Consider the following 13,349-nt stretch of genomic DNA (forward strand, 5'->3'; position numbering starts at 1 on the left):
GTCCGTCGCGTCATGCCACCGGGTGGCGCGACGGACCGCGTGCTCGAGAGCGGCTCAGACGGTCAGGGTGACGGTGCCGGGGCCGTCGCCGGTGGCCGTACGGGTCCCCGCCCGGACGGTCCAGGCGCCGGGGGCGTCGTCGCTCGTGACGGCGACCTCGTCGCCCGCACGGCGGACGTGGAAGTGCGCCGTCTCCCCGCCGGGCCCGCCCGTCGGCACGGGGGTGACGGCGTCGTAGCCGTCCGGGAGCTCGACGCAGCGCAGCTCCACGCCGTCGGCCCACGCGTAGTCGGGCCGGTCGGTCCGCGCCCCCACGGGCAGCACGGTGCCCGGGCGCACCAGCACCGGCAGGGAGTCGAAGCCGTGGGTCTCGGTGACCCACCGGGGGCCCGCGACCGTCTCGGCGTGCCCGCCGTCCGCGCCGTCGAGGAGCCGCGTCCACGTGCCCTCGGGCACGTAGTACTCGACCGTGCCGTCGGCCCGGAAGACCGGGGCCACGAGCAGCGAGCCACCCAGCATGTACTGCATGTCGACGCCGAACGTGGCCCGGTCGCGAGGGAACTCCAGCACCATCGGCCGCATGATCGGCGTGCCCGCGGCGTGCGCCTCCTCCCCCGCCTGCGCGAGGTAGGGCATGAGCGACATCTTCAGGTGCGCGAAGCGGCGCGCGACATCGACCGCCTCCTCGTCGAAGGCCCACGGCACCCGGTACGACGACGAGCCGTGGAAGCGCGAGTGGCTCGACAGCAGGCCGAACGCGAGCCAGCGCTTGAACACCCCGGCGTCGGGGGTGCCCTCGAAGCCGCCGATGTCGTGGCTCCAGTAGCCGAAGCCCGACAGCGCGAGCGACAGCCCGCCCCGCAGGGACTCCCCCATCGACGCGTACGTCGAGTCGCAGTCGCCGCCCCAGTGCACCGGGAACTGCTGACCGCCCGCCGTGGCCGACCGCGCGAAGACGACGGCGTCGCCCCGCCCGCGGCGCCGCTCGAGGAGGCGGAAGACCAGCTCGTTGTACAGCTCGGCGTAGTAGTTGTGCATCTTGCGCGGGTCCGAGCCGTCGTGCCAGACCACGTCCTCGGTGGGCACCCGCTCGCCGAAGTCGGTCTTGAACGCGTCCACGCCCTGGTCGAGCAGGCGCTCCAGGTGGCCGAGGTACCAGTCCGCGGCCTCCGGGTTGGTGAAGTCGACCAGCGCCATGCCCGCCTGCCACAGGTCCCACTGCCACACCCCGCCGTCCGTGGTGCGCAGCAGGTAGCCCTTGGCGCGACCCTCCTCGAACAGCGGCGAGCGCTGCCCGATGTAGGGGTTGATCCAGACACTCACCTTCAGACCCCGGTCGTGCAGGCGGGCGAGCATGCCCTCCGGGTCGGGGAAGACGCGCGGGTCCCACTCGAAGTCGCACCACTGGTACTCGCGCATCCAGAAGCAGTCGAAGTGGAACACGCTGAGCGGCAGCCCGCGCTCGGCCATCCCGTCCACGAAGCTCGTGACCGTGGCCTCGTCGTAGTCGGTGGTGAACGACGTCGACAGCCACGTGCCGTACGACCAGGCGGGCACGCGCGCCGGCCGCCCCGTGAGCGCGGTGTAGCGGCGCAGCACGTCCTTCGGCGTCGGGCCGGCGATGACGTAGTACTCGAGCGACTGGCCCTCCACCGAGAACTGGACGCGCGTGTTCACCTCGGACGCGACCTCGAGCGACACCCGCTCCGGGTGCGCCACGAAGACGCCGTACCCCTTGCTGGTCAGGTAGAGCGGCACGTTCTTGTACGCCTGCTCGCTGGACGTGCCGCCGTCCTCGTTCCAGACGTCGACGGACTGCCCGTTCTTGACGAACGGCCCGAACCGCTCGCCGAGGCCGTACACGTGCTCCCCCGGCTCGAGCGTCAGCTGCTCGTGCACCCAGGTGCCGCCCTCGAGCGGGCCCGACGTCGCGCTCATCGCGCCCACGGACTTCGGCAGGCTGGAGGTGAGCACCCGGCCGTCGTGCTCGACGTCCACGTGCCACCCGCCGCCCCGGTGCACCCGCACGGAGAGCCCGCCGGTCTCGAGCACGCCCTCCGTCTCGTCGACCTTGACGACCGGGAGGAAGCCCGGCTCGCCCTGGACGGCGAACTCCGGCCCGCGGCGCGCGGCCCCCGCGAAGTGCTCCACGCGCACCCGCACGACGCCCGGCGCGGGCGAGGAGTACGTGACCGTGAGCATCGGCCGGTTGAGCGTGTCGCCCCGGCGCCGGACCGGCGCCGTCGGGGCGTACACGGTCATCGTGCCCGCGGTCTCGTCGACGCGGACGTCGTCGACCTCCACCGCGTACAGCGGCGCGATGCCACGGCGGGTCTGCCAGTAGCCGTCGGTGAACTTCATCAGGTGCACCTACTCCGTGCTGTCGTGTCGATGATGGCGGAGCGCCCGGGAGCACGCCGCGCGAGGGGGTGGTGCGTTACTTCACCGCGCCGGCGGTGACGCCTCGGGTGAGGGTGCGCTGGAAGATCAGGAAGAACACCAGGGCCGGGACGAGGGAGACGAGCGCCCCGGCGTTGGTCGTGGGGGCGTCCATCATCCGGTCGCCCTGCAGCGACGCGAGCGCGATCGGGATCGTCTGCGTGTCGTTGGTCGTGAGCATGACCAGCGGGATGAAGAACTCGTTCCAGGTCCAGATGAAGAAGAAGATCATCAGGACCATGAGCGTGGGCCGCACGATCGGGAAGACGACCCGCCACAGGATCCTCCAGCGGCCCGCGCCGTCGAGCGCCGCCGCCTCGAGCAGCGCCGGCGGGAACGTGCCGAGCACGGACGCCAGCAGGTAGGTGCCGAAGGCCGACTGGATGACCGTGAAGATGATGATCACGGACCACTGCGAGTTCGACAGCCCCACCTGCCGGGCCATGTCGAACAGGGGGTAGATCAGCGCCTCCTGCGGGAGCATGTTCGCGAGCAGGAAGAGCAGCACCACCCACATCCGGCCCTTGATCCGGCCGATCCCGATCGCGTAGGCGTTGAGGAGCGAGAGGGCGCACGCCGCCACCGCCACGACGGCGGAGATGAAGAACGAGTTCCACAGCTTCACCGGGAACTCGGTGCGCTGCCAGAAGTTCACGAGCCCGTCGAGGTACAGGCTCGTCGGCAGGCTGAGCGGCCCGTGCTGCGTGTAGTCGTCGGGCGACTTGAACGCGTTGAGCAGCATCACCAGCAGCGGCGCGACCACGAGCAGCGCGACGACGACGGCGCCCGCGAGCACGAACCAGCGCCCGGCGCCCCGGTGGTGGCGGTCCCCGCTGCGCGACCGGACCGTCGCCAGGGTCGCGGCCATCAGCGCCCCACCTCCTCGGCCCGCTCGGCGCGCGTCTGCAGCGCGAGGATGACGACGGCGACCGCGAGGATCACCACGGTGAGCACGGTCGCGACGGCGGCGCCGTAGCCCACCCGCGACTTGTCGAAGAAGTTGAGGTACGAGTAGTAGCTCGGCACGAGCGTGGAGCTCTCCGGGCCGCCGCGGGTCAGCACGTAGATCGGGCCGAACACCTTGAGCGCCGCGACCGTGCAGGTCAGCGTCACGACGAACGTCTCCGGGCGGATCTGCGGGATCGTGATGGCCCGGAACCGCCGCCACCAGCCGGCGCCGTCCAGCTCCGCCGCCTCGTAGAGCTCGGGGTCCACCCGCTGCAGCGCCGCCATGAAGATCACGACGGGGTACCCGATCTGCACCCAGATCAGCACGAGCATGACGCTCGGCAGCGCCGTGCTCGGGTCGCCCAGCCAGTTCGGCGGGTCCGCGACGCCGACGGCGCGCAGGATCTCGTTGAGCGCGCCCGTCTGGGCGTTGAGGATCCAGTTCCACAGCACGCCCGCGACGGCGACCGGGAGGATCTGCGGCAGGTAGTACATGGCCCGCAGGACCGACGCCACGCGGGCGCCGAACCGCCGGCCCAGGTAGTCGAACAGCACCGCCGCGAGCAGCAGGCCGATCACGGTCGGCACGAGCACCATCGCCACGATCATCGCGACGGAGTTCTGGAACGACGTCCAGAACGCGGCGTCGTGCCAGAGCTCCGTGTAGTTGTCGAGGCCCACCCAGGTGAGCGGCGCCAGGCCGCCGCGCCAGGAGAACAGGCTGATGTAGACGTTGGTCACCAGCGGGTACCCGATGACGAGCACGAAGAGCACCGCGCCGGGGAGCAGGTAGGCCAGGTAGGGCAGGGTCGTGCCCCGCCGGCGGCGGCGCGTCCGGGCGTCGGCCCGGGACGCCGCCGCGGGCGGGCTGAGGGTGGCGGTCACGTCGTCACTCGCCGAGCAGGTCGGCCTTGCCGTCCGTGTAGGCCGACTCCAGGCCGTCGAGCACCTGGTCCGGCGTCTTCGACCGGTTGATCAGGGACTGCAGCTGGCTGACGATCGTGTCGTAGTAGCCCGGCACGGGCCAGTCGGGGTAGAACGCCAGGCCGTCGTCGTCGAGGATCGCCTGGAAGTTCTCGGTGAGCTCGCGCGTCTTGTCGTCGGTGATCGCGGACGCGTCGCCCGCGACCGGCAGGCCGCCCGTCTGCGCCAGCACGTCCTGCACCTCGGGGCGCAGCGTGGTGTCGATGAACTCCGTGGCCAGCGACGGCGAGTCCGCGTTGGTCGGGACGACCCAGAGGTTGCCCGACGAGCCGGTGTGCAGCGTGTTCCCCGGGAAGTTGAACTGCCCCCAGTCGTCCTTCATCTCCGCCGTGACGCGGCCGAACCACCAGGAGCCGGAGACCATCATCGGGTAGTCGCCCTTCATGAAGGCGACGCCCATGTCCTCGGCCGTGAGGCCCGCGGAGTCGGAGGCGACGTAGCCGTCCTCGATCCACGAGTCGAGCTGCTCGGTGGCCGCCGTCATCTCCGGCCCGTGGAAGTCGACGTCGCCGTCGAAGAGCTGGTACTGGTCGACGAGCTCCCGGTCGGCGTTCGCCAGCACGAGCTCGTACCAGAGCTGTCCCATCGGGTACTCGGCGCCGGCCTCGGCCAGCGGGGTGACGCCGTCGTCCTTGAACGCCTTCATCACCTGCTCGAGCTCCTCGAGCGTGGTCGGCACCTCGAGGCCCGCGTCCTCGAACATCTGCTTGTTGTAGTAGACGCCCACGAACTCGCCGTAGTTGGGCACGCCGTACCAGTCGCCGGAGCCCATGAGGCCGTTCTCGTCGTAGCGCGCGGTGGTCTGCAGCGACCCGGAGAGCTTGTCGGCCCAGCCGTTCTCGTCCGCGGCGGCCGTCAGCGGGGTGATCAGGCCCTGCGCGGCGAGCTGGCCGGCCGTCGCGTTGCCCTTGTTGTACTCCATGACGTCGGGCACGTCGTCGCCGGTCAGCACGATCTTCGCGTTCTTCTGGATCTGCTCGAACGTCTGCTTCTCGACCTCGACCGTGACGTCCGGGTGCTCCTCCTCGAAGATCTCGATCGCCTTGGCCCACGCCTGGCCCATCGCCGAGTCGTCGTTCTCGTAGTGCCAGATCGTCAGCGTCTTGTCGTCGGTGTCGCCGCCCCCGGCGGTCGTGCCGCCGCCTCCCCCGCCGCCCACGCAGGCGGTCAGCGTCAGGGCAGACGCGGCGATCAGTGCGGCCGCGGACAGCGTGCGTGCGCGGTGGAGCATGGGGTCCTCCTCGTCGAGTCCAGCGCCGCGGCGGCAGTGCACGGGCCGCGGCGAGGCGCCCCGACTAAGTCGAAGCGCTTCGACGGCGAGTATCGACCCCGGACGAACCGTCGTCAAGCAGGAGCCCCTCGACCCGGGGTCGCGCGCCTCCCGGCGACCGCCCCGGCGGTCGAACCGATTCGCCCGCGCGCACTACGCTCTCCGACCATGGCCGAGCTACGCGCGACGACGCACGTCCTCCACACCGACAGCAGCGCCACCCGGTGGGTCGAGGCCTACCCCGTGGGCAACGGGCACCGGGGGGTGATGTGCACGGGCCGCGCCGGGGTGGAGCACCTGTGGCTCAACGACCTCACCGCCTGGTCAGGCTCGCCGCACCCCGACCCGCTGGCCGGGACGCGGGCCCGCGGCGCCGAGCACCTCGCCCGGGTGCGTGCCGCGGTCGAGGCGGGCGACGTGCGCGGGGCCGAGGCCCTGCTCGCCGAGATGCAGACCCCGTGGGCGCAGGCCTACCTCCCGCTCGCCGAGATCGACGTCGCCGTCGAGCCCGCCGACCCGCCGAGCGGGCCCGCGCCCCACCCCCACGGCATCGAGCGGCGCGAGCTGGACCTGCGCACGGCCGTCGCCACGCACGCGTGGGAGCACCCCGTGGCCGGCCGCGTCGTGCAGGAGACCTGGGCCGACTCCCGTGGCGGCGCGGTGGTGCACACCGTGCGCGCCGAGCGCCCCGTCCGCCTGGTCGTGCGCGTCGAGAGCCTGCTGCGGGCGTCGGCCCGCCCGCCCGTCGACCTGTCGCGCGCCGACGGTCCCGCCGGCCGCGCGGGCACCGCCGTCCTGGTGCGGACGCTCGACCTGCCCGTCGACGTCCCGCCGTCGCACCACCCCGAGGGCGAGCTGCGGTACGACGCTGCGCTCGGCCGTACCGGCACCGTGGCCGTGGCCGCGCCCACCGACCTCGACGCCGCCGTCGACGACGACGGCACGCTGCGCACCGGCGTCGCGCGCACGCACGTCCTGCTGGTCGCCACCGCCACGACCGACCCGCCGGGGGACGCCGGTGCCGCGGCGCCGGCCGACCGGATCGCGGCACAGCTCGCGACCGAGCGGGGCGGCGGCGCAGGTCAGGGCGACGACGCCTCCGTCGAGGGCGCGGAGGCGCTCCGCGAGCGCCTGCGCGCCGCGCACGTCGCGGAGCACGCGCGGCACTACGGCCGCGTGGACCTGGCGCTGCCGTCGCCCGCGGGCGCGGCCGACCTGCCCACCGACCGCCGCGTGCTGGCCGCCGCCGAGCGCCCCGACCCGGGCCTCGCGGCGCTCACGTTCCACCTGGGCCGCTACCTGCTGCTGTCGTCGTCCCGGACGGGCGGCCTGCCCCTCACCCTGCAGGGCCTGTGGAACCCGTGGCTGCCGGGCCCGTGGAGCAGCGGCTACACGCTGAACATCAACCTGCAGATGGCGTACTGGGCGGCCGGCACGACCGGGCTCGCCGAGAGCCAGGAACCGCTGCTCCGCTACATCCGCCGTCTCGCCGCCGGGCCGGGCGCCGTCGTCGCGCGCGACCTGTACGGCGCCGCCGGGTGGGCGGCGCACCACAACTCGGACGCGTGGGGCCACGCGGCGGCCGTCGGCAACGGCCGCGGCGAGGCGAAGTGGTCCGCGTGGGCGCACGGCGGCACGTGGCTGGCCCAGCACCTCCTGGAGCACCACCGGTTCACGGGCGACGACGCCGAGCTGCGGGCCGCGTGGCCCGCGCTGCGCGGGGCGGGCGAGTTCGCGCTCGCCTGGGTGCAGACGGCGGGCGGCTCCTCCGCCGGCGCCGAGCACGGCGGAGGCCTGGAGCGCGCCTGGACCAGCCCGTCGACCTCCCCGGAGAACCAGTTCGTCGCGCCCGACGGCGAGCCCGCCGCCGTCACGACCAGCGCCGCGATGGACGTGGCGCTGCTGCGCGCCCTGTCGGCGGGCTGCCGCGAGGCCGCCGGCGCGCTCGGGCTCGACGACGCCGACGAGCCGTGGCTCGCGCGCCTCGAGGCCGTCGCCGCCGCGCTGCCGGGCCCGGCGGTCGGGTCGCGCGGCGAGCTGCTGGAGTGGGGCGAGGAGGTCCCCGAGGCGGAACCCGAGCACCGGCACCTGTCGCACCTCGTGGGGCTCTACCCCCTCGGCGACCTGGACCCGACGACGACCCCGGACCTGGCGCGGGCCGCCGCCCGCAGCCTCGAGCTGCGCGGCCGCGAGTCCACGGGCTGGTCCCTCGCCTGGCGGATCTCGCTGTGGGCGCGGCTCGGCGAGGGCGGCCGGGCCCACGACCAGGTGCTGCTGTCGCTGCGCCCGGCCGGCGGGCCGGACGGGCGGCACCCGGCCGGGCAGCGCGGCGGGCTGTACCCGAACCTGTTCAGCGCGCACCCGCCGTTCCAGATCGACGGCAACCTCGGCCTCACCGCGGGCGTCGCGGAGATGCTGCTGCAGTCGCACCGGCGGGACGGCGGCGCGGTCCGCCTCGACCTCCTGCCCGCGCTGCCCCCGGCGTGGCCCGACGGGGAGGTCACCGGCCTGCGGGCCCGCGGCGGGGCCGAGGTCGACCTGGCGTGGCGCGACGGCGCACTGACCCGCGCGCGGCTGCGGGCGCCCGACGACCGGGCCCTGGAGGTCGTGGTGGGTCACGGCGGCGTGGCCGCCGCGGGAACCCCGGTCTCGGTCGCCGCGGGCGCTACCGTGATCCTCGACGTGCCCGGTGACCTCCCGGTCGTGGGCGCCGCCGTCCCTCTCGCAACCAGGAGATAGCCGTGGCCACCATCGAGGACGTCGCCAAGGCGGCGGGAGTCTCGGCGTCGACCGTCTCCTACGTGCTCTCCGGCAAGCGGTCCATCTCGGCGCCCACGCGCCGGCGCGTCGAGCAGGCGATCGCGACGCTGGGCTACCGCCCGCACGCCGGGGCACGCGCTCTCGCGTCGGCGCGCACCGAGGTCATCGGGCTGATGATCCCGCTGCGCTCCGGCATCGACGTGCCCGTGATCATGCAGTTCGCGGGCGGCGTGGTGACGCGGGCGCGCGAGCACGCGCACGACGTCCTGCTGCTCACCCAGGACGACCTCGAGGGCCTGGAGCGCGCCACGAACGGGTCGATGGTCGACGCCCTCGTCGTCATGGACGTGGAGGCCGACGACGCGCGCATCCCGATCCTCACCCGGTCGAGGCAGCCGTCGGTGCTGGTGGGGCTGCCGCGCGACGCGTCGGGGCTGTCGTGCGTGGACCTGGACTTCGAGGCCGCCGGGCGGCTCGCCGCGCGCCACCTGGCCGAGCTGGGACACCGCACCGTGGCGATGCTCGGCGCCCCGCCGGAGGTCGTGGACCGGCACACGTCGTACGTGGACCGCGTGATGCGCGGCTTCGCGGAGGCCGCGCCGGAGCACGGCCTGGACGCGCGGGTCGTCGCGTGCCCGGGCGCACCCGCCGAGGTCGCCCGCGTCGTCGACGAGCTCCTCGCCGACGCGCCCGGCACCAGCGGGCTCTTCGTGCACAACGAGCGCGCGCTGCCCCACGTCCTGTCCCGGCTGCGGGAGTCCGGCCGAGCCGTGCCCGAGGACGTGTCGGTGATCGCGCTGTGCCCCGAGGACGTCGCGCTCGCGCAGGCGATGCCGATGACCGCCATCGACCTGCCCGCGTCGACGATCGGGAGCCTCGCCGTGGACATCGTCATGGGCCGGCTCGACGACGGCCGCCCCGCCGAGACCCGGCTGCTCGCGCCCGTGCTGACCACCCGCGGGAGCACCGCTCGCCGGTAGGACCGCGGCTCCGCGACGGCGCGGGGCGAAAGGTCACGGACCGGCTCCGGATCGCCCGACACCATTGCGGAACTCGCCATGGGGGTGATATCAATTCGAAGCGCTTCGACACGGCGGCCACCGGCGGCAGCCGAGCGCGCGAGACCCATCACGAGGGAGTGACAGGTGAGCCTCACCCAAGGAGCGCCGCTGCTCGACCGCGGACCCGCCGACGTCCCGGACCGAGAACCCGGGAGCGAGGGCGCCACCCAGGTCCGGCTCCGCGACCGGAGACGCCGCGGCAAGAAGCCGTCGCCCGCGATGTTCCTCGTCGTCCTCCCGTTCCTCGTCCTCGTGCTGGTGTTCTCCTACCTGCCGCTGGCCGGCTGGGCAACGGCGTTCTACGACTACAAGCCCGCGCTCGGACTGTCCGGCAGCGAGTTCGTCGGGTTCCAGTGGTTCCGGATGCTCGTGTCCTCCCCGACCCAGCTCCAGCAGATCGGGCAGGTCATGGCGAACACCCTCGCCATGAGCTTCCTGGGCATCGCGACCTCGCTGCTCCCGGTCTTCTTCGCGATGCTCCTCAACGAGATCCGCGCCCCGTGGTTCAAGAACGCGGTGCAGACCCTCACGACGCTCCCGAACTTCATCTCGTGGGTGCTCGTGTACATGATCGCCTTCTCGCTCTTCTCCACCTCGGGCCTCGTGAACTCGGTGCTGAACGACTGGGGCATCATCACCACGCCGATCAAGTTCCTCGACACCGGCGAGCACGTGTGGCTCACGATGCTGCTCTGGAGCCTGTGGAAGGGCCTCGGGTGGGGCGCGATCATGTACCTCGCCGCCATCACGTCGATCGACCCGGCGCTCTACGAGTCCGCGCGCATCGACGGCGCGGGCCGCTTCCAGCTCATGCGGTACATCACCTTCCCGCAGCTGATGCCCACCTACGTGGTCCTGCTCGTGCTCTCCATCGCGAACATGCTCAACAACGGCATGGAGCAGTACTACGTGTTCCAGAACGCCTTCAACAAGGAGCACATCCAGGTGCTGGACCTGTACGTCTACAACATCGGCATCACCGGGAACAGCCTGTCGATGGCGACGGCGCTGGGCATGCTGAAGAGCGTCATCTCCGTCGTCCTCCTCGTCACGGCCAACGCGATCGCCAAGCGCGCCCGCGGCACGTCGATCATCTGAACGGGGACCAGACCGTGTCGATCACCAGCCCTGCCCTCAAGCGCACCCGCGGCGACGTCCCCTTCGCGCTCCTCAACTACGCCGGCTTCCTGCTCTTCGCGCTCCTGTGCGCCTACCCGTTCTACTTCCTGATCATCAACTCGGTGAGCGCCAACGACATGAGCGCCCTGGGCCAGGTCCGCCTGTGGCCCGAGGGGTTCCACCTGTCGAACTACACGCAGATCCTGCAGCTCGACGGGCTGTCCGCCGCGGCGATCGTGTCCGTGGCCCGCACCCTGATCGGCACGGCCTGCACCGTGCTGGCGTCGGCGTTCCTCGGCTTCATGTTCACTCAAGAACGGATGTGGAAGCGCTCCCTCTGGTACCGCCTCGTCATCTTCACGATGTACTTCAGCGCGGGGCTCATCCCGATGTACGTCACGATGAAGACGCTGGGGCTCACGAACTCGTTCTGGGTCTACATCCTCCCGGCGATCGTGCAGCCCTTCAACATCATCCTCGTCAAGACGTACGTGGAGTCGATGCCGGCCTCGCTCCAGGAAGCGGCGGAGATCGACGGGGCGGGCACGCTCCGGGTCTTCTTCCGGATCATCCTCCCGAACATGACGCCGATCCTGGCCACGGTGGCGATCTTCACGGCGGTGGCCCAGTGGAACTCGTTCCAGGACACGCTGCTGTACATCACCGACCAGAAGCTCTACTCCCTGCAGTACCTGCTCTACACCTACACCAACCAGGCGAGCAGCCTGGCGCAGGCCGCGCAGAACGCTCAGGGAAACCTGGGAGCCCTGGCCACGGCGGCCACCACACAGACACCGACGTCGATCCGCATGACGGTCGCGGTGCTCGTGGTGCTCCCGATCCTCTTCATCTACCCGCTCTTCCAACGCTATTTCGTCAAGGGAATCATGCTCGGCGCGGTCAAGGGCTGACCGCGTCTCGTCGAACGCACGAAGGGGTGTCATGAAACTCAGGAAATCGGTCGCCATGGTGGTGGCCCCGCTGGTCGGGGTGCTGTCGCTCGCGGCCTGCTCGCCCGGCGGGTCGGACGACGACGCACCGACGAACGTCAACCTCGACCAGGACTGGTCCAAGGCCGACCCGATCACCGTCGACGTCTACGACGGCCTGGCCAACTACATGGGGACCCAGGGCGGGTGGTTCGGGAAGGTCGTCAAGGACAAGTTCAACATGGAGCTCAACATCATCGCTCCCAACGTCGCGGGCGGCGGTGACACCCTGTACAACACCCGCGTCTCCGGCGGCGAGCTGGGCGATCTCGTCGTCGTCGACAAGGGTCAGCAGATGGACGAGCTCGTGGAGGGCGGCCTGCTCCTGGACGCCACGGACTACTACGGGTCGATGACGAACGTCCCGCAGTACGACCCGGCGGTCCAGCACCTCAACGAGGGCAAGGAGGGCATCTACGGCTTCCCGACCTCCGTGTCGAGCCTCAAGCCGACCGAGCCGTCGGAGGGCCTCGAGCCCACGTTCGGCCCGTACCTGCGCTGGGACCTGTACGGCAAGGCCGGCTACCCGGAGATCGGGACGCTGGAGGACCTCCTGCCGGTCCTGAAGGACATGCAGGACGCGCAGCCCCAGGCCGACAACGGACAGAAGGCGTACGCCATCTCCCTGTTCAAGGACTGGGACGGGAACATGATGGTCACGGCCAAGCAGCCCGCCACCCTCTACGGCTACGACGAGATGGGCTTCGTCCTGGCGAAGGCGGACGGCTCGGACTACCAGAGCATCGTCGACTCCGACTCGGAGTACGTCCGGGCCCTGAAGTTCTACTTCGACGCCAACCAGATGGGGCTCGTCGACCCGGAGTCCACCACCCAGAACTACGACACGATGTTCACCAAGTACCAGAACGGGCAGGTCCTGCTGTCCTGGTGGCCGTGGCTCGGGCAGTCGGCCTACAACACCGACAAGAACATGGGCGCCGGCAAGGGCTTCGAGCTCGCGCCGCTGCAGGACCAGCAGATCTTCTCCTACGGTGCCGAGGTGTACGGCGGCAAGCAGATCCTCGGGATCGGCTCGGGCGCCGAGGACCCCGCCCGCCTGGCGGCGTTCATCGACTGGCTGTACTCGCCCGAGGGCGTCAACATGAACGCGTCGCAGACCGGCGCGGCCGCGGGACCGGAAGGGCTCACGTGGGAGCTGGGTGAGGACGGCGAGCCGGCGCTCACCGACTTCGGCACGAAGGTGTTCCGCGAGGGCGGCGCCGACGTGCCGGCCGAGTGGGGCGGCGGGTCCTACACGGACGGCGTGTCGACGCTCAACGTGTCGACCGTCCTGCCCAAGGACGTCAACCCGGAGACGAAGCAGCCGTACAACTACACGTTCTGGCCGAGCTACCAGGAGCAGGTCGCGAACCCTCTGTCCGAGGACTGGAGCGCCCGGATGGGCGACGCCACCTCGACGATGGAGTACCTGCAGGCCAACGACCAGCTCGTCGTCGCGCCGGGCTCGAGCTTCACCGCCCCGGCGGACGACTCGGAGATCGAGGCCATCCGCAGCCAGGTCAAGGCCGCCATCATCGAGCACTCCTGGAAGATGGTCTTCGCCAAGAGCGACGCCGAGTTCGACTCGCTCCTCGCGGACATGCAGAAGACCGTCGAGGGCCTCGGCTACGCCAAGGTGCTCGAGTTCGACATGGCGAACGCCAAGGCGCAGAACGACGCCCGCGTGGCGGTCGCCAAGGAGTTCGGGTGACCGGTCGCCGGTGATCCGGCACCCGCGGCCGTTTTCTCGTCTGTCGAACATCCGGCCAGTACCCCCAC

9 protein-coding genes are annotated in these 13,349 nt (G+C 71.5%); 5 read left to right on the plus strand and 4 right to left on the minus strand.

The features are described 5' to 3' along the window. Positions 1–54: 54 nt before the first annotated feature. From yicI to ACFWEK_RS10555, 4 genes are all read right to left on the minus strand, one after another. Positions 55–2,361, minus strand: coding sequence for an alpha-xylosidase (gene yicI, locus ACFWEK_RS10540; protein WP_430554014.1), 2,307 nt, complete (start codon positions 2,359–2,361; stop codon positions 55–57). A 76-nt stretch (positions 2,362–2,437) separates the two neighbouring features. Further along, entirely contained in the window at positions 2,438–3,307 is an 870-nt protein-coding gene (locus ACFWEK_RS10545) for a carbohydrate ABC transporter permease (protein WP_430548369.1), read from the minus strand. After that, positions 3,307–4,272: a carbohydrate ABC transporter permease gene (locus ACFWEK_RS10550; RefSeq protein ID WP_430554015.1), complete on the minus strand. Its 966-nt coding sequence runs from the start codon at positions 4,270–4,272 to the stop codon at positions 3,307–3,309. The genes ACFWEK_RS10545 and ACFWEK_RS10550 overlap by 1 nt, the downstream gene beginning before the upstream one ends. Before the next feature lie 4 nt (positions 4,273–4,276). Further along, positions 4,277–5,602 (minus strand): ABC transporter substrate-binding protein, encoded by a 1,326-nt coding sequence (locus ACFWEK_RS10555; protein WP_430554016.1) that lies wholly within the window; start codon positions 5,600–5,602, stop codon positions 4,277–4,279. Positions 5,603–5,809: 207 nt separating this feature from the next. Between ACFWEK_RS10555 and ACFWEK_RS10560 the strand changes: the two genes are divergently transcribed. The 5 genes from ACFWEK_RS10560 to ACFWEK_RS10580 all read left to right on the plus strand — a co-directional run bounded on the left by ACFWEK_RS10560 (position 5,810) and on the right by ACFWEK_RS10580 (position 13,281). Beyond that, positions 5,810–8,380, plus strand: a complete 2,571-nt coding sequence (locus ACFWEK_RS10560; protein ID WP_430554017.1) for a glycoside hydrolase N-terminal domain-containing protein — start codon at positions 5,810–5,812, stop codon at positions 8,378–8,380. A 2-nt stretch (positions 8,381–8,382) separates the two neighbouring features. Next, positions 8,383–9,381, plus strand: coding sequence for a LacI family DNA-binding transcriptional regulator (locus tag ACFWEK_RS10565; protein ID WP_430554018.1), 999 nt, complete (start codon positions 8,383–8,385; stop codon positions 9,379–9,381). A 165-nt stretch (positions 9,382–9,546) separates the two neighbouring features. Continuing rightward, on the plus strand, positions 9,547–10,560 hold the full coding sequence (locus ACFWEK_RS10570) for an ABC transporter permease (RefSeq protein WP_430548364.1): 1,014 nt from the start codon (positions 9,547–9,549) through the stop codon (positions 10,558–10,560). Between the two features lie 14 nt (positions 10,561–10,574). Next, positions 10,575–11,492: a carbohydrate ABC transporter permease gene (locus ACFWEK_RS10575; protein WP_430554019.1), complete on the plus strand. Its 918-nt coding sequence runs from the start codon at positions 10,575–10,577 to the stop codon at positions 11,490–11,492. A gap of 31 nt (positions 11,493–11,523) precedes the next feature. Then, complete coding sequence (locus ACFWEK_RS10580) at positions 11,524–13,281, plus strand: ABC transporter substrate-binding protein (protein WP_430554020.1); 1,758 nt, start codon at positions 11,524–11,526, stop codon at positions 13,279–13,281. Positions 13,282–13,349 lie beyond the last annotated feature (68 nt).

Origin of the sequence: Isoptericola sp. NPDC060257 (assembly GCF_042726645.1) — a bacterium.
GTDB lineage: Bacteria > Actinomycetota > Actinomycetes > Actinomycetales > Cellulomonadaceae > Isoptericola > Isoptericola nanjingensis.